At 37.9% G+C, this 24,355-nt stretch carries 24 protein-coding genes, 2 pseudogenes and 1 riboswitch; of the genes and pseudogenes, 21 read left to right on the top strand and 5 right to left on the bottom strand.

Annotated elements, in window-relative coordinates:
* Position 1 precedes the first annotated feature (1 nt).
* From K1I71_RS01150 to thiE, 5 genes are read left to right on the top strand one after another with little or no spacing between them, the layout of a single operon-like run.
* The gene (locus tag K1I71_RS01150; RefSeq protein WP_045607217.1) at positions 2 to 652 is read left to right on the top strand and encodes an energy-coupling factor transporter transmembrane component T; all 651 of its coding nucleotides are present in this window, start codon (positions 2 to 4) and stop codon (positions 650 to 652) included.
* A gap of 10 nt (positions 653 to 662) precedes the next feature.
* Positions 663 to 1,355, top strand: coding sequence for a thiaminase II (tenA, locus tag K1I71_RS01145; RefSeq protein ID WP_070478625.1), 693 nt, complete (start codon positions 663 to 665; stop codon positions 1,353 to 1,355).
* Positions 1,356 to 1,359: 4 nt separating this feature from the next.
* The gene (gene thiW / locus K1I71_RS01140) at positions 1,360 to 1,884 is read left to right on the top strand and encodes an energy coupling factor transporter S component ThiW (RefSeq protein WP_223329960.1); all 525 of its coding nucleotides are present in this window, start codon (positions 1,360 to 1,362) and stop codon (positions 1,882 to 1,884) included.
* Positions 1,884 to 2,687, top strand: a complete 804-nt coding sequence (gene thiM, locus K1I71_RS01135; protein ID WP_223329959.1) for a hydroxyethylthiazole kinase — start codon at positions 1,884 to 1,886, stop codon at positions 2,685 to 2,687. The genes thiW and thiM overlap by 1 nt, the downstream gene beginning before the upstream one ends.
* Positions 2,680 to 3,312: a thiamine phosphate synthase gene (gene thiE / locus K1I71_RS01130; protein WP_223329958.1), complete on the top strand. Its 633-nt coding sequence runs from the start codon at positions 2,680 to 2,682 to the stop codon at positions 3,310 to 3,312. Before thiM ends, thiE begins: the two co-directional genes overlap by 8 nt.
* 159 nt (positions 3,313 to 3,471) lie before the next feature.
* On the opposite strand, the gene thiD is transcribed toward thiE, so the two are convergent.
* Positions 3,472 to 4,263, bottom strand: a complete 792-nt coding sequence (gene thiD, locus K1I71_RS01125) for a bifunctional hydroxymethylpyrimidine kinase/phosphomethylpyrimidine kinase (RefSeq protein WP_223329957.1) — start codon at positions 4,261 to 4,263, stop codon at positions 3,472 to 3,474.
* 83 nt (positions 4,264 to 4,346) lie between these two features.
* Positions 4,347 to 4,444: riboswitch (TPP riboswitch) on the bottom strand.
* 182 nt (positions 4,445 to 4,626) lie between these two features.
* On the opposite strand from thiD, the gene K1I71_RS01120 reads away from it, so the two are divergent.
* The 14 genes and pseudogenes from K1I71_RS01120 (at position 4,627) to manA (ending at position 18,608) form a co-directional block, all read left to right on the top strand.
* Positions 4,627 to 5,022 carry a CopY/TcrY family copper transport repressor gene (locus K1I71_RS01120; protein ID WP_042750305.1) on the top strand — a complete coding sequence of 132 codons (396 nt, stop codon included), beginning with the start codon at positions 4,627 to 4,629 and terminating at the stop codon, positions 5,020 to 5,022.
* 10 nt (positions 5,023 to 5,032) lie between these two features.
* Positions 5,033 to 5,404, top strand: coding sequence for a cupredoxin domain-containing protein (locus tag K1I71_RS01115; RefSeq protein WP_000935059.1), 372 nt, complete (start codon positions 5,033 to 5,035; stop codon positions 5,402 to 5,404).
* A 9-nt stretch (positions 5,405 to 5,413) separates the two neighbouring features.
* The gene (locus tag K1I71_RS01110; RefSeq protein ID WP_223329956.1) at positions 5,414 to 7,657 is read left to right on the top strand and encodes a heavy metal translocating P-type ATPase; all 2,244 of its coding nucleotides are present in this window, start codon (positions 5,414 to 5,416) and stop codon (positions 7,655 to 7,657) included.
* Positions 7,658 to 7,979: 322 nt separating this feature from the next.
* The gene (gene spxB, locus K1I71_RS01105; RefSeq protein ID WP_004261620.1) at positions 7,980 to 9,755 is read left to right on the top strand and encodes a pyruvate oxidase; all 1,776 of its coding nucleotides are present in this window, start codon (positions 7,980 to 7,982) and stop codon (positions 9,753 to 9,755) included.
* Positions 9,756 to 9,909: 154 nt separating this feature from the next.
* Entirely contained in the window at positions 9,910 to 10,266 is a 357-nt protein-coding gene (locus tag K1I71_RS01100; RefSeq protein ID WP_223329955.1) for a VOC family protein, read from the top strand.
* Positions 10,267 to 10,528: 262 nt separating this feature from the next.
* Positions 10,529 to 11,395: a helix-turn-helix domain-containing protein gene (locus K1I71_RS01095; RefSeq protein WP_223329954.1), complete on the top strand. Its 867-nt coding sequence runs from the start codon at positions 10,529 to 10,531 to the stop codon at positions 11,393 to 11,395.
* A gap of 151 nt (positions 11,396 to 11,546) precedes the next feature.
* Positions 11,547 to 12,737 carry an MFS transporter gene (locus tag K1I71_RS01090; protein WP_223329953.1) on the top strand — a complete coding sequence of 397 codons (1,191 nt, stop codon included), beginning with the start codon at positions 11,547 to 11,549 and terminating at the stop codon, positions 12,735 to 12,737.
* A gap of 236 nt (positions 12,738 to 12,973) precedes the next feature.
* On the top strand, positions 12,974 to 13,213 hold the full coding sequence (locus K1I71_RS01085) for a hypothetical protein (protein WP_398576923.1): 240 nt from the start codon (positions 12,974 to 12,976) through the stop codon (positions 13,211 to 13,213).
* A 67-nt stretch (positions 13,214 to 13,280) separates the two neighbouring features.
* Entirely contained in the window at positions 13,281 to 13,868 is a 588-nt protein-coding gene (locus tag K1I71_RS01080) for a hypothetical protein (RefSeq protein ID WP_223329952.1), read from the top strand.
* A 40-nt stretch (positions 13,869 to 13,908) separates the two neighbouring features.
* Positions 13,909 to 14,198, top strand: a pseudogene (locus tag K1I71_RS01075) (VOC family protein).
* 376 nt (positions 14,199 to 14,574) lie between these two features.
* Entirely contained in the window at positions 14,575 to 15,855 is a 1,281-nt protein-coding gene (locus K1I71_RS01070; RefSeq protein ID WP_223329951.1) for an AAA family ATPase, read from the top strand.
* 13 nt (positions 15,856 to 15,868) lie between these two features.
* On the top strand, positions 15,869 to 17,152 hold the full coding sequence (locus K1I71_RS01065) for a protein kinase domain-containing protein (protein ID WP_223329950.1): 1,284 nt from the start codon (positions 15,869 to 15,871) through the stop codon (positions 17,150 to 17,152).
* 58 nt (positions 17,153 to 17,210) lie between these two features.
* Positions 17,211 to 17,543 (top strand): annotated as a pseudogene (locus K1I71_RS01060) (family 1 glycosylhydrolase); the annotation flags it as partial.
* A gap of 120 nt (positions 17,544 to 17,663) precedes the next feature.
* Positions 17,664 to 18,608 carry a mannose-6-phosphate isomerase, class I gene (gene manA / locus K1I71_RS01055; protein WP_223329949.1) on the top strand — a complete coding sequence of 315 codons (945 nt, stop codon included), beginning with the start codon at positions 17,664 to 17,666 and terminating at the stop codon, positions 18,606 to 18,608.
* A gap of 40 nt (positions 18,609 to 18,648) precedes the next feature.
* Here manA and K1I71_RS01050 read toward each other — a convergent pair whose 3' ends face one another.
* A complete protein-coding gene (locus tag K1I71_RS01050) occupies positions 18,649 to 19,989 on the bottom strand; it encodes a sodium-dependent transporter (RefSeq protein ID WP_223329948.1) in 1,341 nt (446 codons plus the stop codon).
* A 246-nt stretch (positions 19,990 to 20,235) separates the two neighbouring features.
* Here K1I71_RS01050 and K1I71_RS01045 point away from each other — a divergent pair, with 246 nt between their 5' ends.
* On the top strand, positions 20,236 to 20,976 hold the full coding sequence (locus K1I71_RS01045; protein ID WP_223329947.1) for a MerR family transcriptional regulator: 741 nt from the start codon (positions 20,236 to 20,238) through the stop codon (positions 20,974 to 20,976).
* 41 nt (positions 20,977 to 21,017) lie between these two features.
* Here K1I71_RS01045 and K1I71_RS01040 read toward each other — a convergent pair whose 3' ends face one another.
* The 3 genes from K1I71_RS01040 to K1I71_RS01030 are packed head-to-tail and all read right to left on the bottom strand — an operon-like array spanning position 21,018 to position 23,663.
* Complete coding sequence (locus K1I71_RS01040) at positions 21,018 to 21,539, bottom strand: DUF1697 domain-containing protein (protein ID WP_042750288.1); 522 nt, start codon at positions 21,537 to 21,539, stop codon at positions 21,018 to 21,020.
* A gap of 48 nt (positions 21,540 to 21,587) precedes the next feature.
* Complete coding sequence (gene aao / locus K1I71_RS01035) at positions 21,588 to 22,760, bottom strand: aminoacetone oxidase (RefSeq protein ID WP_223329946.1); 1,173 nt, start codon at positions 22,758 to 22,760, stop codon at positions 21,588 to 21,590.
* 57 nt (positions 22,761 to 22,817) lie between these two features.
* A complete protein-coding gene (locus tag K1I71_RS01030) occupies positions 22,818 to 23,663 on the bottom strand; it encodes a DegV family protein (protein ID WP_223329945.1) in 846 nt (281 codons plus the stop codon).
* A gap of 124 nt (positions 23,664 to 23,787) precedes the next feature.
* Here K1I71_RS01030 and K1I71_RS01025 point away from each other — a divergent pair, with 124 nt between their 5' ends.
* Positions 23,788 to 24,345, top strand: a complete 558-nt coding sequence (locus K1I71_RS01025) for a TetR/AcrR family transcriptional regulator (protein WP_000004132.1) — start codon at positions 23,788 to 23,790, stop codon at positions 24,343 to 24,345.
* Positions 24,346 to 24,355 lie beyond the last annotated feature (10 nt).

Here is a 24,355-nt window from a genome sequence, read left to right as displayed (position 1 = left end):
TATGGTCAAAGTAGCAACCCAGACACCGATTATCAGTCTCTTCTTGCTGATTTTATCGCTGGAAACATCTTTCATTCCTTCGATTGCTCTTAATCTCTCGGTAGTTGCATTTTGTATTCTCTTTATGCTCTATTACCGTCGATTTAAAGTATTGGCTTGGATGATTCTGCTCGCCATTTTGCCATCCTTGGCCAACTACTGGGCAGTTCAGTTACATGGAGATGCTTCGCAGGCAGTCATGCTTGGAACGAGGGCTTTTGTGACCGTTTGTATTGGTCTTGTCTTTGTTTCCTCTATTTCCCTAAAAGAGCTTCTCTTGTACTTGGCTCAAAAGGGGTTATCACGCTCTTGGTCCTATGCCTTGATTGTGGTATTCAATTCCTTCCCCCTCATTCAGCAAGAAATCAAATCTCTCAAGGAAGCTTGCCTATTACGTGGTCAAGAACTACATTTTTGGTCGCCCTTGATTTACAGTAAGGTTCTGATGACAGTCTTTAGATGGCGCCATCTTTACCTGAGAGCTCTATCGGCGCATGGATATGACGAGCATGCACAGGTGGAGAATAGCTATCGGACTTTTTATATTCCTCAAAGGACAATATTCATCTACTTGCTTTTCTTTTTATTGCTTCAAACCAGTCTATTTTTATAAAGGAGTTATTATGGAATTTACAGATATTGCGATGGAATTATCCAAGGAAGCTTGGCAGGCTTCCTTTCATCACCCCTTTGTTTTACAGTTGCAAGAGGGTAATTTAGACCCGTCCATCTTTCGCTATTACTTGATTCAGGATGCCTACTATTTGAAGGCCTTCTCAGAAGCCTATCACCTCTTGGCTGATAAGACTTTGAATGAGGAAATGAGAAGACTCTTGAAACAAAATGCTCAGAGTCTAGTGGAAGGTGAGTTATTTATCCGCCAACAATTTTTCAAGGAATTAGAAATCAGCGACCAGGAAATGGAGCAACATCCAATCGCTCCAACTTGTTATCATTATATCTCTCACATTTATCGGCAATTTGCAGAGCCAAACTTGGGTATTGCCTTTGCGAGCTTGCTGCCTTGTCCTTGGCTATATCATGATATAGGCAAATCACTTAATCTTAAACCATCACCAAATCCTCTCTACCAACAATGGATTGAAACTTATATTACGGATGAGTTGGAGCAACAGATTAGAGAGGAAGAGGCTCTGGTCAATCAACTCTATCGAGAAAGTGACGAGACAGACAAGAAAAAAATGCTAGATGCCTTCCACATCAGTGTTCATATGGAAGCTAAGTTTTGGGAAATGGCCTACCAACACCAGACATGGAAAAGCGATTTACAGTCTTTAGAAACAGGAGAAGAATAGAAATATGAGAAAGCACCAATTACAGGTTCACAAATTAACCATTTTATCCATGATGATTGCCCTTGATGTAGTCCTTACGCCTATCTTTCGGATTGAGGGAATGGCACCGATGTCCAGTGTAGTCAATATTCTAGCAGGAATCATGATGGGACCTGTTTATGCCTTGGCTATGGCTACAGTGACAGCCTTTATCCGTATGACGACTCAAGGAATTCCGCCTTTAGCTCTAACAGGAGCGACTTTTGGAGCCCTTCTAGCAGGTCTCTTTTATAAGTACGGTCGAAAATTTCACTATTCTGCTCTCGGAGAGATTTTGGGAACAGGTATTATTGGTTCTATTGTTTCCTATCCTGTTATGGTACTCTTTACAGGATCAGCTGCTAAGCTTAGCTGGTTTATCTATACTCCTCGATTTTTCGGAGCAACCTTAATCGGTACAGCGATTTCCTTTATTGCCTTTCGATTTTTAATCAAGCAGGAATTCTTTAAAAAAGTGCAGGGATATTTTTTTAATGAAAGGATAAACTGATGAAGGAATTGACAAATCCTTTTCCTCTGGAAACAACTTCCCTCATTCACTGCATTACCAATGAGATTTCTTGTGAGATGCTGGCAAATGGGATTTTGGCTCTGGGATGTAAACCAGTTATGGCAGATGATTCCCGTGAGGTTCTTGTTTTTACTAAGCAAAGCCAGGCCCTCTTCATCAATTTGGGGCATTTGTCTGCTGAGAAGGAAAAAGCAATCCGTATGGCAGCTTCTTATGCAGCTCAAGTTTCTCTCCCAATGGTAGTAGATGCGGTTGGCGTAACGGCTTCATCCATTCGTAAGAGCTTAATTAAAGACCTTTTAGACTACAGCCCTACGGTCCTTAAAGGAAACATGTCGGAAATTCGAAGTCTTGTTGGCTTAAAACACCACGGCGTTGGGGTCGATGCGAGTGCTAAAGATCAAGAAACTGAGGATTTACTTCAAGTCTTGAAAGACTGGTGTCAGCTTTATCCAGGTATGTCATTCTTAGTCACAGGCCCCAAGGACCTCATCGTTTCGAAGAATCAGGTCGCTGTACTGGAAAATGGCTGTGCAGAATTAGACTGGATAACAGGGACAGGAGACTTGGTTGGAGCCTTGACAGCCGTTTTTCTCAGCCAAGGAAAGACTGCCTTTGAAGCTTCGTGTCTAGCAGTCTCTTATCTCAATATCTCTGCTGAGAGAATAGTTGTTCAAGGAATGGGATTGGAAGATTTTCGCTACCAAGTACTCAATCAGCTTTCGCTCCTCAAAAGAGATGAAAACTGGCTAGATGCCATTAAAGGAGATATTTATGAATAGAGAGGCGCTTAGACTGTATCTGGTAACCAACCGCTACCAAGATTCCTTGGAAAGCTTTCTTGAAAAGATTGAGACGGCTTGCCGTTCAGGGGTTACCATAGTCCAATTACGAGAAAAAAATCTCACAACCAATCAATACTATCAACTAGCCAAACAAGTCAAGGAAATAACAGATGCCTATCAGGTACCCTTGATAATCGATGATCGTTTGGATGTTTGTATTGCAGTCGATGCTGCAGGCCTGCATATCGGAGACGATGAACTACCAGTTTCGGTTGCCAGACAAGTCTTGGGCCCTGACAAAATACTTGGTGTCACCGCTAAAACTGTAAAAAGAGCCCTAGAGGCAGAAGAAGGAGGGGCGAATTACTTGGGGACAGGAGCCATTTTCCCGACAACCACCAAGGAAAATGCGCCTATCACCTTGATTTCAACCTTGAAAACAATTTGTCAAAGGGTCGCCATTCCAGTAGTTGCTATCGGAGGCTTGACTTCGGAGAACATTGACCAGCTTGTTGGCACTGGAATAGCTGGAGTAGCTGTAGTGCGTGATTTGATGCAGGCAGAAGATATTGAGGCAAAAACGCAAGCTTTTTTAACAAAGCTAGATGACATTATTTCCTAATTAATACTCAATGAAAATCAAAGAGCAAACTAGGAAGCTAGCTGCAGGTTGCTCAAAGCACAGCTTTGAGGTTGCAGATAAAGCTGACGTCGTTTGAAGAGATTTTCGAAAAGTATAAAAACTCTCTAATTCCCTTAAAGTAGGAACTAGAGAGTTTTTTTAATCTTTAAAACTTGTATGGTTGACTGGGCCAGAACCATGACCGAGTTGAGGGGCGTCTTGGATGGCTTTCGTGATAAAGGCCTTTGCCTTATCAACTGCCTGATAAAGGCTTTTTCCCTTGGCTAGTTCAGCAGTAATCACTGCAGCAAAGGTACATCCAGTACCATGGGTGTGACAGGTTTGAATTCGTGGACTTTCCCAGACAAATTGCTCATCCTTGGTAAAGAGGAAATCCTTGGCACCGCCTTCGAGATGCCCACCTTTGATGACCACAGACTGAGGACCAAATTCTTTTAAAATCAGGCGACCAGCACGCTGCATGTCTTCTGGATTATGGATTGAAAAACCAACAATCTCTTCTGCCTCAGGAAGATTGGGTGTAATAATAGTTGCAAGGGGAAGTAGATTTGTTTTTAGGTAGTCTCTGGCACTGGTATCAATCAGGGTGTCTCCGCTTGTTGCGACCATAACAGGGTCAAGGACGTAGGGACAATCCAGCTTTTTAAGATAGAGCTGGATGATTTCCATGATTTCGGTAGTTGCCAACATCCCAGTTTTTACAGCCTGAGGCTTGATATCCGAAAAGACACTCTCCAATTGGGCTTTCAACATTTGAGGAGAAACGTGCTCGATTAATTGAACGCCTCTGGTATTTTGAGCGACAAGACTGGTCACAACGGCCATTCCATAGACATCTCTAGCTTGGAACGACTTTAAATCAGCCATAATGCCAGCACCACCACTGGGGTCAGTACCTGCAATGGTCAAAGCAACGGGTAAATAAGTCATCTAAAACCTCCCAACCAACTGAAGTTTGTATTCTTAAGAACAAGCTGGTCTGTTTTAGAAAGGTAATAGAAGACTGCTAGTCCCCATTATCATTTCCACTTCCATCAGCTAGCATTACCTAGATTGAGTCAAAGGGTCTAACAGTCGTTAATCTCAGCTTTACGCACCCCTAGTGGTTGTTTTCTTTTTTCTTTAGTATAGCATATTTTTATAGTTTATATAGTAAGATTTAACTGAAAATCCTTTATCAAATGATTAAAATTCTATTTTTCAAAAAAAGATTAATTCCATAGTTGACAAATGTAGATTTTTTGAGTATACTAATAATTGTAATTGACAAATGTAGATTTTGGAGGTGTGATTATGCAGATTTCAGATGCAGAATGGCAGGTCATGAAGATTATTTGGATGCAAGGAGAGCAGACTAGTACGGATTTGATTAGGGTTCTGGCTGAGCGATTCGACTGGTCCAAGTCGACCATTCAAACTCTTTTGGCTCGTCTGGTTGAGAAAGAGTGTCTGACTCGGAAAAAAGAAGGCAAGTCTTTTGTCTATTCAGCCCTTTTAACTTTGGATCAAAGTCGGGATTTACTTGTCCAAGATATCAAGGACAAGGTTTGTTCTCGTAGGATTAAGAACTTGTTAGCTGATTTGATTGCTGAATGTGATTTTACTCAGACTGACTTGGAAGACTTGGAAGCTGTGATTTCTGAGAAGAAATCAAGCGCTGTGACAGAAGTAAAATGTAATTGTATGTAAAGGAGACGTCATGTTAAATAGTATTGTAACCATTATTTGTATTGCCCTTATCGCGTTTATCTTGTTTTGGTTTTTCAAAAAGCCTGAAAAATCTGGACAAAAGGCCCAGCAAAAAAACGGCTACCAAGAGATTCGAGTGGAAGTCATGGGGGGCTATACGCCTGAGTTGATTATCCTCAAGAAATCAGTGCCAGCCCGCATTGTTTTTGACCGCAAGGATCCTTCACCCTGTCTGGATCAGATTGTTTTTCCAGACTTTGGTGTACATGCGGACCTGCCTATGGGGGAAGAGTATATAGTGGAAATCACGCCTGAGCAGGCTGGAGAGTATGGTTTCTCTTGTGGCATGAATATGATGCACGGTAAGATGATTGTAGAATAGGAGAATGATATGACTGAAATTGTAAAAGCAAGTCTTGAAAATGGTGTTCAAAAAATCCGTATCACGGCAGACAAAGGCTACCATCCAGCTCATATACAGCTTCAAAAAGGGATTCCAGCTGAGATTACCTTTCATCGAGCAACTCCTTCAAACTGTTACAAGGAAATTTTGTTTGAAGAAGAAGGCATCTTGGAACCAATCGGCGTAGATGAGGAGAAAGTCATTCGTTTTACACCTCAAGAATTAGGTCAACATGAATTTTCTTGTGGTATGAAGATGCAAAAGGGAAGTTATACAGTTGTTGAGAAGACTCGAAAATCTCTATCACTTTTACAGCGTTTTTGGATTACTAGTATCTTTACTGTGCCTCTTGTGATCCTCATGATTGGGATGTCGACAGGAGGAATTAGTCACCAAGTCATGCGTTGGGGCACCTTTTTAGCCACAACACCGATTATGCTAGTAGCAGGTGGTCCTTATATCCAAAGTGCTTGGGCTAGTTTTAAAAAGCACAATGCCAACATGGATACCTTGGTTGCTCTGGGAACCCTAGTGGCCTATTTCTATAGCTTAGTTGCCCTCTTCGCTGGCCTCCCCGTTTACTTTGAAAGTGCTGCATTTATCTTCTTCTTCGTTCTTATGGGAGCCGTTTTTGAGGAGAAAATGCGGAAAAATACTTCCCAAGCTGTGGAGAAATTACTTGACTTGCAGGCTAAAACTGCAGAAGTCTTGCGTGAGGATAACTATGTTCAAGTCCCTTTGGAGCAAGTCAAGGTAGGTGACCTGATTCGAGTGCGTCCCGGTGAAAAGATTGCGGTTGATGGTGTCGTAGTAGAAGGTATCTCTAGTATTGATGAGTCTATGGTGACAGGTGAGAGTCTGCCTGTGGACAAGACAGTTGGAGATACCGTCATTGGTTCAACCATCAATAATAGTGGAACACTTGTTTTTAGAGCAGAAAAAGTTGGTTCAGAGACTGTTTTGGCTCAGATTGTGGATTTTGTGAAGAAAGCTCAGACAAGTCGTGCGCCGATTCAGGACTTGACGGATAAAATTTCAGGGATTTTTGTCCCAGCCGTTGTCATTTTAGGGATTGTGACCTTTTGGGTTTGGTTCGTCTTGCTCAGGGATAGTGTAGTTGTGCTTGGAGCGAGCTTTGTGTCTTCGCTTCTCTATGGAGTAGCAGTTCTGATTATTGCCTGCCCTTGTGCCTTGGGTCTTGCAACACCGACAGCCCTTATGGTTGGGACAGGTCGCAGTGCCAAGATGGGAGTTCTCCTCAAAAATGGAACGGTTCTACAGGAAATCCAGAAAGTTCAAACTATCGTCTTTGATAAAACAGGGACTTTGACTGAAGGGAAACCTGTGGTCACAGATATCATCGGCGACGAAGTAGAAGTGCTTGGATTGGCAGCTTCCTTGGAAGAAGCTTCTCAACACCCACTGGCTGAGGCTATTGTTAAGCGAGCGACTGAAGCTGGACTTGAGCTTCAAACTGTTGAAAATTTCCAAGCCTTGCACGGAAAAGGTGTCTCAGGGCAAATCAATGGAAAACAAGTTCTGCTTGGAAATGCTAAAATGCTGGATGGCATGAACATTTCTAGCACTTATCAAGAAAAACTAGAAGAACTGGAAAAAGAAGCTAAGACAGTTGTGTTCTTGGCTGTTGAGAATGAAATCAAAGGCTTGCTTGCTCTGCAAGATATTCCTAAGGAAAATGCTAAGCTTGCCATCAGTCAGTTGAAAAAACGAGGTCTTAAAACAATCATGCTGACAGGAGACAATGCTGGTGTGGCGCGTGCTATTGCAGATCAAATCGGAATCGAAGAGGTCATTGCAGGTGTCTTGCCAGAAGAAAAAGCTCATGAAATCCATAAACTACAAGCGGCTGGCAAAGTAGCCTTTGTTGGGGACGGTATCAATGACGCTCCTGCCCTTAGTGTAGCAGATGTGGGGATTGCTATGGGAGCTGGAACGGATATCGCTATCGAGTCAGCAGATTTAGTGTTGACAACCAATAACCTCCTAGGCGTGGTTCGTGCCTTTGACATGAGTAAGAAAACCTTTCATCGAATTCTGCTCAATCTTTTCTGGGCCTTTATCTACAATGTCGCCGGAATTCCGATTGCAGCAGGAGTCTTTTCTGGTGTTGGACTGGCCCTCAATCCAGAACTGGCAGGTCTAGCTATGGCCTTTAGTTCTGTATCCGTTCTGACTAGTTCACTCTTACTAAACTTTAGTAAAATAGATTAAAAGCGGGCTTGCTCGCTTTTTATACTCTTCAAAAATCTCTTCAAACCACGTCAGTTTTGTCTGCAACCTCAAAGCTGTGTTTTGAGCAACCTGCGGCTAGCTTTCTAGTTTGCTCTGTGATTTTCATTTAGTATTATAAAACAGAAACTAAAAACGTTTTCAAACTGTACTGTAATAGAGAATAAAAACTTCTGAGCAGATTCTTAGTAAAGTCAAAATAAATGTGATAAATTAGTATTGTAAAAATTTACTGAAACGTTTTCAAAAACTATATGAAACCTTTTTTAGTAGATTTAAAAATATTTGAAGGAGAGTTATCATTATGACTCAAGGGAAAATTACTGCATCTGCAGCAATGCTTAATGTATTGAAAACATGGGGCGTAGACACGATCTACGGTATCCCATCAGGAACACTCAGCTCATTGATGGACGCTTTGGCTGAAGACAAAGATATCCGCTTCTTGCAAGTTCGCCACGAAGAAACAGGTGCTCTTGCAGCGGTTATGCAAGCTAAATTCGGTGGCTCAATCGGGGTTGCAGTTGGTTCAGGTGGTCCAGGTGCGACTCACTTGATTAACGGTGTTTACGATGCAGCTATGGATAACACTCCATTCCTAGCAATCCTTGGATCACGTCCAGTTAACGAACTCAACATGGATGCTTTCCAAGAATTGAACCAAAACCCAATGTACAACGGTATCGCTGTATATAACAAACGTGTAGCTTACGCTGAGCAATTGCCAAAAGTTATTGACGAAGCTTGCCGTGCTGCAGTTTCTAAAAAAGGTCCAGCTGTTGTTGAAATCCCAGTAAACTTCGGTTTCCAAGAAATCGACGAAAACTCATACTATGGATCAGGTTCATACGAGCGTTCATTCATCGCTCCTGCTTTGAACGAAGTTGAAATCGACAAAGCTGTTGAAATCTTGAACAATGCTGAACGTCCAGTTATCTATGCTGGTTACGGTGGTGTGAAAGCTGGTGAAGTGATCACTGAATTGTCACGTAAAATCAAAGCACCAATCATCACAACTGGTAAAAACTTTGAAGCTTTCGAATGGAACTATGAAGGTTTGACAGGTTCTGCTTACCGTGTTGGTTGGAAACCAGCCAACGAAGTGGTCTTTGAAGCAGACACAGTTCTTTTCCTTGGTTCAAACTTCCCATTTGCTGAAGTTTATGAAGCATTCAAGAACACTGAAAAATTCATCCAAGTTGATATTGACCCTTACAAACTTGGTAAACGTCACGCCCTTGACGCTTCAATCCTTGGTGACGCAGGTCAAGCAGCGAAAGCAATCCTTGACAAAGTGAATCCAGTTGAATCTACTCCATGGTGGCGTGCAAACGTTAAGAACAACCAAAACTGGCGTGATTACATGAACAAACTCGAAGGTAAAACTGAGGGTGAATTGCAATTGTATCAAGTTTACAATGCAATCAACAAACATGCTGATCAAGACGCTATCTATTCAATCGACGTAGGTGACACTACTCAAACATCTACTCGTCACCTTCACATGACACCTAAGAACATGTGGCGTACATCTCCACTCTTTGCGACAATGGGTATTGCCCTTCCTGGTGGTATCGCTGCTAAGAAAGACAATCCAGATCGCCAAGTATGGAACATCATGGGTGACGGTGCATTCAATATGTGCTACCCAGACGTTATCACAAACGTTCAATACGACCTTCCAGTTATCAACGTTGTCTTCTCAAATGGTAAATATGCCTTCATCAAGGACAAATACGAAGACACAAACAAACACTTGTTTGGTTGTGACTTCCCTAATGCTGACTATGCGAAAATCGCTGAAGCTCAAGGAGCTGTTGGATTTACAGTTGACCGTATCGAAGACATCGATGCAGTTGTTGCAGAAGCTGTTAAATTGAGCAAAGAAGGTAAAACTGTTGTTATCGATGCTCGCATCACTCCACACCGTCCACTTCCAGTAGAAGTACTTGAATTGGATCCAAAACTTCACTCAGAAGAAGCAATCAAAGCCTTCAAGGAAAAATACGAAGCAGAAGAACTCGTACCATTCCGTCTCTTCTTGGAAGAAGAAGGGTTGCAATCACGCGCAATTAAATAATTTCTCTCGTCGAAAATCAAATGTAAACTGTGTTATCTTCACCTTGCCGTACTTCAGTACTGCCTGCGGTTCGATGCCTTGTTTATTCTTTGATTTTCTTAGAGCGAAACTTAAAAAGATCGGAGCAATCCGGTCTTTTTATGGAGGATAGTAAATGAATTTAAATCAATTAGATATTATCGTTTCCGATGTTCCCCAAGTCTGTGCTGACTTGGAGCGTATTTTGGGTAAAAAGTCCGATTATGTTGATGACAGTTTTGCTCAGTTTACGATTGGCAGTCACTGTCTGATGTTGTCCCAAAATCATTTGATTCCTTTGGAAGATTTTCAGTCAGGAATCATTCTTCACATCGAGGTTGAGGATCTAGAGCAGAACTACCAACGATTGAAAGAAATTGGTACTGAGATTTTACACAGCCCTTGTGAAACGGATTGGGGAACAGAGTCCTTATTAGTTAAAGGTCCTGCTGGTCTAGTGCTTGATTTTTATCGTATGAAATATGGGGCTTAGTCATTTGAAGATCACCTTAACTATTCTTAAAACAGAATGTGAGAATATGAACTATTGAAAGATCGGAGCAATCCGGTCTTTTTATGGAGGAGAGTAAATGAATTTAAATCAATTGGATATTATTGTTGCAGATGTTTCCTAAAAATAACCCATCTAGTCATTAATTATATATAATTTGTATCTTTTGGTTTATTAATTTGTTTTTAAAATTTAATAATGTTACAATTAACATTGAAATCAAATAGAAAAGGAAGATGCAAAAGTGGGTACACTATTAGCAACAAGATTAAAAAATAGACGAAAAGAATTAAAAATGTCTCAGCGAGAATTGGCCGAGGGGATATGTAAACAGGGACAGATTAGTCGATTAGAGAATGGAGAATTTACTCCAGGAGCAGAATTTTTATATGCTCTGTCTAAGAAGTTAAAAGTTAGTATAGATTATTTTTTTAATGAGCAGATTGGAGAGGAGATTGATGAGCTATCAGAGTTTAAGAAGTTAGCCCAGACATTTATCACAAATCGAAATTATGAATCTTTGAAATATATATATGAATTAGAGAGTGTAAAGGTACATCGCTTGTCTCTAGTAGATAAGTTTTATATGGAGTGGATAAAATCTCTTATAGATTTTTATTTCTACGGGCAAAAAGAGGAGGCTGTGGCAAGATTGGAGAAGGTACTATCTCAGTTAAGTGTAACTGACTTGACCTACCTTCAAGTTGCAAATACTCTATTCAATTTTTATTATGATATTGAAGATTTAGAGAGTTTTAATGAAATTAGAGAAAAGTTAGAGTATCAAGTAAATCAACTCAAGTTAAACACAATCGAAGAATTAAACCTTTCTATTAAATTTAATTATAATGTTTGTCGCTATCTATGGTTGCAGAATAATACTGAAGAGGCTATTACTAAAATCACAGATACGATAAAGCAATGTAAGACGTATAGAACAACATATCTTTTGGCTGATTTGTATGTATTGATGGGAAATGTCAGTAAAAATTTTTCTTCTAAAGTTGTAGTAAAAGAGTACTTTGAAATGGCTTATTTCCTGTATAAGCTTGAGGGCAATATGTCAATGGCTCTTAAAATCGAGCATTATATTGCAGATATGACAGAATAGTAAAGACGATGTTCAATTAAGCATCGTTTTTTTAATCCAAAAAGATACAAATATGTATTAAATTGAAAAAAATAAAAAAATATTATCAAAATAATTGACATAATAACATCGAAGTGCTAAACTAAAGGCAAAAATAAAAGGAAAGAATACTGTGAATATCAATAAGAAAACGTTTTATACAATAACTTTTGGTGAATTTATATCAAATATTGGAGATAGATTTCAGAAAATTGCTTTTCCAATCTTAATTTACCAAGAATTTCATTCGTCTTTTGCAATGGGAGGAATGGTGATTATTGAATTATTACCTCAATTCTTCTTGGGATTTGTGATGGGTTACTTATTAGATAATTTCAATAAGAAAAAAATACTATTATGGTCTACATTAATACCTGCATTATTATGTAGTGTAATACCGATATTATCTAAATATTCAGTTTCTATATTTTTTTACTATGTTATTGCATTTTTGATACCTTTATTTTCGACACTTTTTCAAACAGGATTCTCAGTCATTACTCCGGCCTTATTTGAGAAGGAAGAATTGCAAAAATATAATTCTCAATTTCAAGGTGTCCGAACTATTTCAAAATTAATTTCTCCAGCTATAGCAGGTGTACTAATGTTAAAGTTTAATATTAATAGCATTTTTTTTATTAATAGTGCTTCTTACTTGTTATTATTTCTTTCAATATTAATCTCATATATTCCAAATCAAGGACACAAGGAGAACGGGAATGATGATATAAAAGAAATGTTTGCAGGTTTTAAAGAGAATTTCACAAATATTAAATTGAGAGTTTCTTTACTCTTTACAATTGTTGTGAATATCGCTATGTTAGGCTTTAATGCAACAATTATTTATTATTTACAGGATCAATTAAAGTTATCAAATAGTCTTGTTGGAATTGTATACTCAATTGCTGGATTTGGTAGTTTGATAGCAGTAACTCTTCTTTCAACTTTTTTGAATAAGAAGGATACCTTTATCTTAATGAATATATCAATGGCAACGATCCCACTTGTCATTATGGCAAGCGGAATAGTAGAAAATTGGATATTTTTTGGAATTTGTTATTCAATTTTGAGTGGACTAATTACAATAGCTTCTGTCTCGATTACAACAATACAGCAACAAGAAAGTACTGAGTATAATATTGGTAAAATACTTTCTAGTTCTTTTGTAATAGCTACCATTTTTGCTCCTTTTGGAGGGATACTGGCTGCTTATTTTAATTGGCTTTTAAACCCGAGATTAAGTCTAGTTATTTTGGGATTACTAAGTAGTTTATTGGTTATTCTTATAAAGAGTTATGAAAAAAAATTAAGGGGAGATAAATAAAATGAATGAATTAGAAGTTAGATTTGAACTCAACGATGAGAGAGATTATAATAATGCTATTTCATATTTAGAAAAATTATAAATTTAAGAGTGAAAATAAGCAAGTTGATGAATATTTTAAAACAAAAGGAAGAGAATTTGAAAATGATGAGGTAGGTAGCTTTATCTACAGAATTCGCCAAGAAGATGATAATAGAGCAAGTATTTTCACAAGAAAAGATACGATAAAACAGGGAATGTGGAGTGAAAGTGAAATAGAGTTGGAATCTGAAAAATTAGAATTTGTAAGGAATATCTTGCAAGATGGTTTTTCAAATATTTTTACAATAAGTAAATATAGAAAGACTTATCATGACGTATTAGAAAATAAAACGATTAATTTAGATAAGATTGACGGTCTTGGATTTTATCTTGAAATAGAGATTTTAGGAGATTTTTCAAAAGAAGATTATAATAATTTTTATGAGAAAATGTGAGGAGAGTTCTCGTTTTTAAATTCAAAAATCGAAACAAAGGGCTATGTCCAATTAATGAGAGAAAAAAATGGACGTAATTGAAATTATCAAACAGTTTTATTCTTATGGCCAGGAAAATGGATTTCGAAAACTAAAAGAAGGTAAAGTTGTTAGACCTCTAGGGTCAGAGACTATTGTTAATATGTCTGCTATTTCAGAGCATATTAGTTTATTTGATATGCTATCTGAAACTGGCTCCGTGGAAAAATATGTAACAAAACAGCTATCATATTTTTCAAATAAATTAGATGGCGTCGGTATTAATAGATTGACTAACCCGATGGAGGTTGGCTTATCATTTCTAGTGAAGAATTGCAAAGAACCAGAAGAGATGTTTTATCATGCTTTAGCTTTTTTGCAAAGCATTGGTTTATTTACACAACGTATATATGTACGATGTGATAAAGAACTAGAGTTTCGTAGATGGTACATAAAAACAGGAGTACCATCTGAAAATATATATGAATGGAAAAATATTGAGAAATTTCATATAGGAAAACAGAGACCTACAGGTAACTACTCTTACTTATATTACAAGTATCTTAATGGTGTAGTTGATCACAAAGGACTCCAATTAATTTTTAATGATTTTTCTAATCTAATTTGTGGTTATTGACAAATAAAGTCTAGTTAATTGCTTTGAATCCTGTGCTGACTTGGAGCGTATTTTGGATAAAAAAGCTGATTATGTTGACCAAAGCTTTGCTCAGTTCACGATTGGTAGTCACTGTCTCATGTTGTCCCAAAATCATTTGATTCCTTTGGAAGATTTTCAGTCAGGCATCATTCTTCACATCGAGGTTGAGGATCTAAATCAGAATTGCCAACGTTTAAAAGAGATCAGCGTCGAGATTTTACACGGTCCTTGTGAAACGGATTGGGAACAGAGTCCTTATTAGTTAAAGGTCCTGCTGGTCTAGTGCTTGATTTTTATCGTATGAAGTAGGACGCTTAGTCATTAGAAGTTAACCTTAATTATTCTTAAAACAGAATGTGAGAATATGAACTATTGAAAGATTGGAGCAATCGGTCTTTTTATAGTTATTCAGATTGTTTTGATATTTAATCATCTTGATAATGCTGTGAATTAATTTCTTGTAAAAATAAACATTATATTTTAATTGTACTAGCTACTAATAAAAAAGAAGCTGTGATATTTTCACTTTATTATAAAATAATCTAATTTTATAAGTACTTTTTATTTACAAAAATTTTTATTTTTTGGTATAATTAGGTGAAAAAATCACTTGAGGTTAAAAAGGATGCTATTAAATTTCCGATTTCAAAACTTTTTGTCATTTAAGGAATTAACAGAGTTTTCTATGATTCCAAGTCAGGTAAGAAGTCTAAAACATCATTTAAAAACAGTGAATGAAGAAATATCTGTGTTAAATTTTTCATCAATATATGGTGCGAATGCTTCAGGTAAATCTAATTTTATAAAGGCTTTAGAATTTGCTCAAACCTTAATTACTAGTTCTGAAGAAAGGGTTAGAAAAAGTGTAGTTAGGGAAAGTTACTATAAAGGAGAAATTTCATTTAAAGGAAAAACATCAGATTTTGAATTTGATCTCATAATTGGAGAAGGAATTTTTACATATGGTTTTTCGATGAATTTATTTAATTTTGAGATAAAAAGTGAATGGTTATATAAGAGAGTTAACAACGAAGATATAAAACTATATGAAATTGACTACGATAAAGGAATAAAAATCGAAGATATAATTCTAGATAATTTGCAGATAAATGATAATGATAAAGAAAGGTTTAAGATTTATATATCTGATGCAAATAAAACAAATTCATTATTTTTACAATATATTAATGCAAATGAAAGAAAACTTGCTTATAGTATAGAGTTATATAAGATATTTGATTGGTTCTCAAGTACTATGGAAGTTATTTCAACTTATGACGGTGCAAAAGGAAGTGAGGATGCTTTTTTAAATGAAGAAGATACAGAAAAGTTGGCGGAGTTTTTAAAAAACTTCGGGACTGGAATTGAAAGAATTGAGAGACAGGTAATAAGTAAACAAGATATTGATGATATAAATAGAAAATCAATAGATTCTATTGCGGATAGGTTAATTGATATGAATAAGCAAGATGAGTCTAAAATTGCTGCTGGTATGGTCCAAACAAATGAGAATATATATTTTTTCTCTATTGATGGTAATAATGAGTTAGTGATAGAGCGTATTTATTTTATACACGAAGGAACAAGTTCAAAATTTCCTCTTAGAGCAGAATCTGATGGAACAAGACGATTAATCGAGATGTATGGTGTTTTAAATACCGTAAAAGATAAAGTATACATTATAGATGAGATTGACAGAAGTTTTCATCCAAACTTAACCTATGAATTTATAAAAAGAGCGCTAAGTAATAGTAAAATACAATTGATTGTTACAACACATGAAGATAGATTACTGGATTTGAAACTTTTAAGAAGGGATGAGATATGGTTTGTAGATAAGCTTATGAACGAGTCTCACTTATATTCATTGGAAGATTATAAAGTTAGATTTGATAAAGATATTATGAAAGACTACTTGCTAGGAAAATATGGCAGTGTCCCGACTTTCAATAATCTTTTTGAATAGGTGAGGAATTACCATGTTACGAGAAAAGAATAAAATTTTTGAGCGCATTGAAATTATTCCAGAAATTGAAACGAGAAAGCTAATTGACACGGGTGGCTTTTGTGAGGTTTATCAAATTTCAGACGATATAGCAACAAAGATGTTAGTGAAATCTAGAAAAGAAGATATTGAAAGATTCAAGAGGGAAATTGATTTTATAGAACAGGTTAATCATCCAAATATAATTAAAATTATAGATAAAAGAATAGATGATGAGAGACAAAAATATTCCTACACTATGAAGCTATACTCGTATAATTATGAGCAATATATTACCCTCGTTAAAGATTTAGATGGATTTCCGTTACAGATACTTGAGAATATTTTTGATGCACTAATATACTTACATGAACAAGGTATTATACATAGAGATTTAAAACCAGAAAATATCTTGATTAATGTAGACCCGTTGGAAGTTGTTGTTGCTGATTTTGGGCTTGGGAAATCGTCGACTAAAGGGTCGGATTTAACTCAGGTTGGCGTGGGAATGGGAACGGATTATTACTCAGCGCCGGAGTTACGTAACGGGCGTCCAAATACGGATGTTAAAGTCGATATATATAGTCTAGGAAAAATTCTTGAATTTACTATAAAAAAATTACAAATTAACTGTCCACTAGAAATTCATCAAGTTGTGAAGAAAGCAACTGAAGATAGAACTGAAATGAGATATTCTTCTGTCAAAGAATTGAAAAATATATTCTTTGAAACTGAGATGCTTCACAGTCGTGAAGCAACGATTGATACAGTAATAAGTTATTTAACCGGACATATAGATGTTAGTCCAGAATTATTTGATAATTTATTCAATAATATTATTCGCCCAACTATACAAAAGGCTGAAGATAGAGAATTTGAAATTGAATTTAAAAAAGTTTTATCGTCGCCACAAATTGTAAATCATTTTTTGACATATTTTTCAAAGGAATTTGAGGACTATTTGATTTATTATTGTGATTTGGTTCAAGGTTTACCTAGATTTGATGAGGAGGCTAATTTCATAGTGAGTTGTCTCTATCAATTAATTGAAAAACCAGGAGCAGATTGTTTGCTATTAATTACTGTGTGGAGGACTCTAATTCAATTAGCATTTATATCATATACTCAACATGGTTCATATAAAATTTCATCCTTGATAAGAACAGAGTTGAATAGGACATTGAATAGTCAAGATAGCTTTAAACAGCAATTATTGAATGAGTTATCGAATGAACATGAACTGAAAAAATTTTATGAAGAGTATTTAAAAAATGAATGAAAAATATAACATGAACTCGAAATCTATAATTACTATCTAACTCTGAGGTTTTTGTTAAAAACCTATGTTCATCGTAGAAAATGGACTCGGCGCTATAGACACTCCTGATGAGAATGGTTATGTGGCAGATGACTATCGGATTGCTTACTTAGAGGCCCACATTAAGGCTATGCGAGATGCCATTTACCAAGATGGCGTTGACTTGCTTGGTTATACGACTTGGGGTTGTATCGATCTGGTTTCAGCTGGAACAGGCGAAATGAACAAGCGCTATGGCTTTATCTATGTAGATCGAGATAATGCAGGAAATGGGATTCTCAAACGCAGCAAGAAGAAGTTCTTCTACTGGTATAAGGATGTTATTGCCAGCAATGGTGCAAGCATTGAGTAGAGCACATTTGTTTACTATTTTTATAAAATCTTCTCTCTACTTTATAAGATATGAAAAAGAGTTCAACTGGAACTCTTTTTTTGCTATAATGAGGGAAGAAAAATCAGACAGGAGATTGATATGTCAGAACCATTATTTTTACAATCTGTGATGCAAGAAAAAATTTGGGGTGGTACCAAGCTGCGTGATGAGTTTGGTTACGACATCCCAAGTGAAAAAATCGGAGAATACTGGGCCATCTCAGCCCATCCAAATGGCGTTTCAAAGGTGGCCAATGGTCGTTTTGAGGGAACAGACCTAGCAACTTTGTATGCGGAACACCGTGAATTGTTTGGCAATCGTCCAGAACCTGTATTTCCACTTTTGACCAAAATCCTGGATGCCAACGACTGGCTCAGCGTCCAAGTTCACCCAGACGATGCTTATGGACTCGAGCATGAAGGCGAACTTGGAAAAACAGAGTGCTGGTACATCATTGCAGCAGATGAAGGGTCAGAGATTATCTACGGTCACAATGCCAAGTCAAAAGAAGAACTCCGTCAGCAAATCGAAGATAAAGACTGGGATGGTCTATTAACAAAAGTTCCTGTCAAGGCTGGTGATTTCTTCTATGTACCAAGCGGAACCATGCATGCTATCGGGGCAGGTATCTTGATTCTTGAAACCCAGCAGTCTAGCGATACCACTTACCGTGTCTATGACTTTGACCGTAAGGATGATAATGGTAACTTGCGTGAACTTCATCTTGAAAAATCTATCGATGTTTTGAACATTGGCGAGCCTGCCAATAGCCGTCCTGTAACTGTCAAAGCAGATGATTTACGTTCCACTCTCCTTGTATCCGATGATTTTTTTGCAGTTTACAAGTGGGAAATCACTGGAAAAGTTGATTTTGAGAAGACAGCTGATTACAGCTTATTCAGTGTCTTAGCTGGTCAAGGTCAACTGACTGTTGACGGAAAAAACTATCAAATCCAAAAAGGCAGCCACTTTATCCTACCAAGTGATGTTGAAGCTTGGACATTAGAAGGACAAGGTTTGGAATTGATTGTTAGTCATCCATAAAAAAGAAAGGGCCTGAGTTCACTACTCAAGTCCTTTTTAATTACATAAATTGGGCGATAAAGACCACGATGATGATGATTGGAATGATGAAACGAAGAAGGAAGAGCCAGACTTGGAACAGTCCCTGTTTCCATGCTTTTTCATCGAGATGCAGTTCCTCCATAGCAAGTGTCTTCTTAAAGATGTAGCCAGTAAAGAGTGAAAGGCAGAGAGCTCCAAATGGCATAAGGAGATTGGAAACCAAGAAATCCATAGCATCAAAGAAGGTCTTACCAAAGATGTGAACATCCGCCATAACACCGTAAGAAAGGGCTGAAGGAATTCCAAAGATAAAGGTCAAGATTCCTAAAATAGCACTCCATTTAGCACGTTTACTGTTGTCCTGGTTGGTGATATTGCCCACATTGATTTCCAACATCACGACAGAAGAAGTGACTGTCGCAAAGAGGAAGAGCAGGAGGAAAAGAATGTAGAAAATAGTTCCAAAAGGCATCTTATCAAAGAGTTGAGGTAAGACGATAAAGAGCAAGCTTGGTCCCCCTTCAGACTGGATATTGAAGGCTGACATGGCTGGGAAAATGGCGAGTCCTGCCATGATGGATACTGAGATATTCATGGCAACGATGGAAATCCCTGACTGGACCAGATTGGTTTTCTTGTCCAAGTAAGAAGCATAGGTCAGCATGGCTGTAACCCCTAGTGAGAGGGCAAAGAAAGATTGTCCCAGAGCATAGAGGAGACCAGCACTGGTCAATTTTGAAAAGTCTGGTTTGAGGAAGTAAAGAACCCCTTCCATGGCATTTGGCAAACTGAGAGAACGACCGATGATGACGACAAAGATGATAAAGAGCAGGGGCATCATAACCTTAGATGCTCTTTCAATCCCTTTTTGAACACCACGTGATACAATAAAGATGTTCAATAAGATAAAGGCAGCTTGTGCGCCTAGGGCAATGGCTGGGTTTGAAATGATGGAAGTAAATAGCTGGGCATAATCACTCGTCCCAGCAAGTTGGAATAATTTTCCAAACTCAATGCCTAGATAGACTAAAATCCAGCCCCCAATAACACTGTAAAACGATAAAAGGATAAAAAGGGCAAAGGCACCAATCCAACCGATAAAGTTGTACTTACTATTCTTGCCCAGTTTTCCAAAGGTTTTGATTGCTGAGACACCAGCGCTTCGGCCGAGGGCAAATTCAGCTAGCAAAAGAGGGAAACCGATTAAAATAGTGGAAACGAGAAAGACCAGTAAAAAGCCTCCTCCACCGTTAGCAGCAGTCATATAGGGAAATTTCCAAACAGCTCCAAGTCCGATGGCTGAGCCAGCAGATGCTAGGATAAAGCCCAGTTTAGAACCCCATTGCGATTTTTCAGACATAGTTAAACTCCTAAAATTAGTGTTACAAAAGAAAAAGCTACTGCCCTTGGCAAATAGCCTCATAAGTACTCAAAATGAGCGTTTCTTTTGATTGATAGACTTGACTATCCTATCATGTTTTCTAAGGTCTGTCAAGAAAACCATTTTCAAGCTTTTACACCTTTCTCAAAAAGTTTAAAAAATTCACAAAAACACTTGACTCTGACCTAAGGGAAGGGGTTATACTATCATTGTAAGGAGGAAATCATGTACCATATAAAAGAAGCTGCGCAGCTTTCGGGCGTCTCTGTCAAGACCCTACACCACTACGATAAGATAGGACTTTTGGTTCCTTTAAAGTCGGACAACGGCTATCGAACTTACAGTCAAGAGGATTTGGAATGCCTTCAGGTTGTTCTGTATTATAAATATCTTGGCTTTTCTTTAGAAAAAATAGCAGAGCTATTAAAGGAAGAAAAGAAAGATTTATTGCCCCATTTGACCAGGCAGTTGGACTATTTGACTCGAGAAAGGGAACATCTGGATACCTTGATTTCAACCTTGCAAAAAACCATTCAAGAACAAAAAGGAGAAAGAGAAATGAGCATTCAAGAGAAATTTGCTGGATTTAACTACCAAGACCATCAAAAATACCACCAAGAGGCGGTAGAGAAATATGGACAAGAAGTCATGGACCAAGCGCTGGAGCGCCAGAAAGGTCACGAAGACGAGGCTACAGCTGCCTTCAACCAAGTTTTTCAAGCTTTGGTACAAAATCTTCAAGCTGGTCTACCTGTAACAGCAACCGAAAATCAAGAAGAAGCCGCTAAACTCTTGCAAGCCATCCGTACTTATGGATTTGACTGCTCTATTGAGGTATTTGGTTATATCGGTAAAGGCTACGTCTACAATCCAGAGTTTAAGGAAAATATTGATAAATTTGGAACTGGCACTGCCCAATACACATCAGATGTGATTGCTCATTATGTCCAAACTCAGACAAAATAAAATCGGAGGAGTATTCTTCCGATTTTTACTAAATTCAAGCACTACTTGCTTAATAATTTTTCTACTACATTTAGTTTTCGCATGGTCAAATCTACATTAAAAAGCTTTTCAAGATAGTTGGTACTGAGCTTTTTTCGTTTTGCAGTTCTAGGGAGATAGAGGTAAAGACAATGGTTACCGATACAAATTTCTTCTTCACCGTAATCAATTTTCAATTTGTCTAAAGGGAGGCTTTGAATAGATTCTTGATAAAAAATCACGTGTATACGGTCATAAAGATAGTGTTCTCCAAAAGGGTTTTCTTGGACAATTTTTTTAAAATCACTTTTGTTCTTGATTACCATTTTTAAGTCAGCACCAATATTTTCATTTATTAGAGTATGAACACGTTCTCGTATTTTTTCTAAATCTAAGTCACTTTCAAGAATGATATTCCCACTTTGAATATAGGTTCGAACTTGTTGAAAACCGGCTTCTGTTAAGATATCTACTAGATAAGACATTTTAGGGATAGCATTTTTTCCATTAGGAGTAACTCCCCTTAACAAGATAATATGTTCCAAAGGACTTCCTTTCTTTTGGGGCTGATTTAGCCATTAAATAATTCAGATTTAGATTGGGTTTGATCCCGCCACCCAACCAGTACAGAGGGCAGAAGTGATGTTAAACCCACCCGTGTGGGCATTGATATCCAGTACCTCGCCCGCAAAGTGGAGGCCAGGTACCAGCTTACTTTCTAGAGTTTTAGGATTGATTTCCTTGAGACTGACGCCACCCTTGGTAACAAATGACTTAGCAAGAGACATTTTACCAATTACAGGAATTTTAAGTCCCTTGATAGACTGGAGAAGTTGCTCGCGTTCTTTTTCAGTCAGCTGTTTAACTTTTTCAGGAAATCCTTGTATAAAAAATTCGGCCAAGCGTTCTGGAAGTAAGGTTTTTAAGGCATTTTTTAGAGATTTTTCACGATTTTCTTCTAGGAATGAAGCCAAGTCCTTCTCAGAAAGTTGAGGCAAAACATCCAGTGAAAGAACCTCCCCACCCTTGACAAAACTAGACATACGCAGGGCAGCAGGGCCTGACAAACCAAAGTGGGTAAAAAGCAGATCGTGCGTGATGACATGTTTTCCATAGCTTAACGTCACATCGTCTAGTGAAATCCCCTGAAGTGCTTTGTGTGGAAAATCTGTCAACAAGGGACTTTCAGCTGCCTCAAGTTCGGTAATGGTGTGTTTAAAATGACGGGCAATCTCATGTCCGAAACCAGTCGAACCAGTGGAAGGATAGGATTTTCCACCAGTTGTGACAATGAGTTTCTCACAAGTGAAGCTTTGGTCTGCGGACTTAAGGACAAATTGGTCATCTATCTTTTTAACCGAAACAATTTCTGTTTGAGTGAGAACTTGTCCGCCTAGCTCAGCGATTTTTTTATCCAAGGCTTCGATAATGGTCCGAGATTTGTCGCTGGCAGGAAAGACGCGTCCGTGATCCTCGACCTTAAGTTTGACTCCATTTTCCGTAAAAAAGTTGATGATATCGTGGTTATCAAACTGGGAGAAGACACTGTATAAAAAGCGCCCATTTCCAGGGATTCCAGCTAGTAGGTCATCTAGAGTTCCGTTGTTGGTGACATTGCAACGTCCCCCACCAGTCCCAGCTAATTTTTTTCCAAGTTTCCGATTTTTTTCGATGAGGAGGGTTTTCTGTCCATAAAAGCTACTGGAAATTGTAGCCATCATGCCAGCAGGTCCTCCACCGATGACAATAGTATCAAAATGTTTCATAGCTCTATTGTACCACAAAAAAACAAGAGATGAAGTCATCTCTTGTCAAGAATGCAATTAATCAATTTCATATCCCATTAGCAAACCACCATCTTCTGCATAGAAACTGCAGAGACCAGATGTTGGGAGAATTTTAATATCCGCCTGTGGGAAATTTTCATGGATTCGGTCTGAAAGCTGTTGGCAACATTTCTCGTTATTGCGTTGAGCCATGACAATACGACCACCAGCATATCCTGCTTTCACTAACTCTTCATATGCTGCCTGAATCGATTTCTTTGGTCCTCTTGCTTTTTGTAGCAATTCAAGGGTTCCAGTTTCACTAGCTTCTCCGACCATACGGATATTTAGAAGGCCAACGACCGTACCGATAAGTTTGCTCAAACGGCCGTTCTTCACCAAGTTATCGACTTTGGCTAGGACAAAGAGCAACTTGGTTTTTTCTTGATAGGCAGTGATAGCTTCAACCACTTCTTCAAAAGATAAGCCCTGGTCAATCAAATCATTTAATTTTTCTACAAGCAAGTCAACTTCACCGCCAGCAGACAAACTATCAATTACATGAACCTTAGTGTCAGGATGTTCTTCCAGATAAATATTTTTTGCTAGTTGAGCACTATTGTGGCTTCCAGAAAGAGTACCAGTGATGGTTACTAGGAAAATGTTTTTGGCTCCTTCAAATGCTCGCAAATAATCATCTGGGCTTGGACAAGCTGATTTTGAAGCTTCTGCAGTTGCATACATGGTTTCCATCATTTGGTCAATGTCAAGACTGGCATCATCAACAAAGACCTGATCAGCTACTTGAATGGTTAAGGGGACACTTACAAAGGTCGTGTCAATAGCTGGTCTTGCCAGCTGACGATAATCACAACCAGAGTCAGCAATAATCTTCCAAGTCATAGAAATTCTCCATCTTTGTCAGTTATACATTGACAAAGGTTCTGTCTTTTTTTACAATTATATCATGAAAGCCCTTGAAACAAAAGCCTCATCCGTCTGTTGTGACAAGTAGAAAGAAAATGTTATGTCTGAACGTAGAATCTCTGAAAAATCTCTTGAAAATCTCAGAAAATCAAACCAAGAATCCAATTTATTAACTAGAGAAGCTATTGAAACAGCCCTCTTACAACTCTTGGAAAAAAAGGACTTGACCAAGATTAGTATTTCTGAATTGGTCAAACGTGCAGGCGTTTCGCGTGCGGCCTTTTACCGCAATTATGATTCCAAAGAGGAAATTTTAGAGAGCGTCTTTAAACGGAGCGTCCACAACATCATGGAACAGCTGCACCATTATGATTTAAAGACAGACCTTTATCTGGTCTGGGTTCACCTTTTCCGCGAGGCAAGAAAGGAAGCCAGAGTGATTCAATTGGCCTTAGATTACCATTTGGAAAAAATCTTTGTCCAAGCCATGCAGGAATTTCTAGAAAAATACCATGGAAAATCAAAAGGTGTCAGCTCTTATCTTCATTCCTTCTGGAGTTCAGCCATCGTCTCAGTCCTTTTAAAATGGATCAAGGATGGCATGAAGGTACCAGCTGAAAAGATTGCGGATTTACGGTTACCATTTTTTAAAAAATAGAGAAAAAGGA

It is taken from the genome of Streptococcus mitis, assembly GCF_019929545.1.
GTDB classification, from domain to species: domain Bacteria; phylum Bacillota; class Bacilli; order Lactobacillales; family Streptococcaceae; genus Streptococcus; species Streptococcus mitis_BU.
The sequence above is the reverse complement of the archived record's forward strand: the minus strand, read 5'-3'. Positions and strand labels throughout refer to the sequence as shown.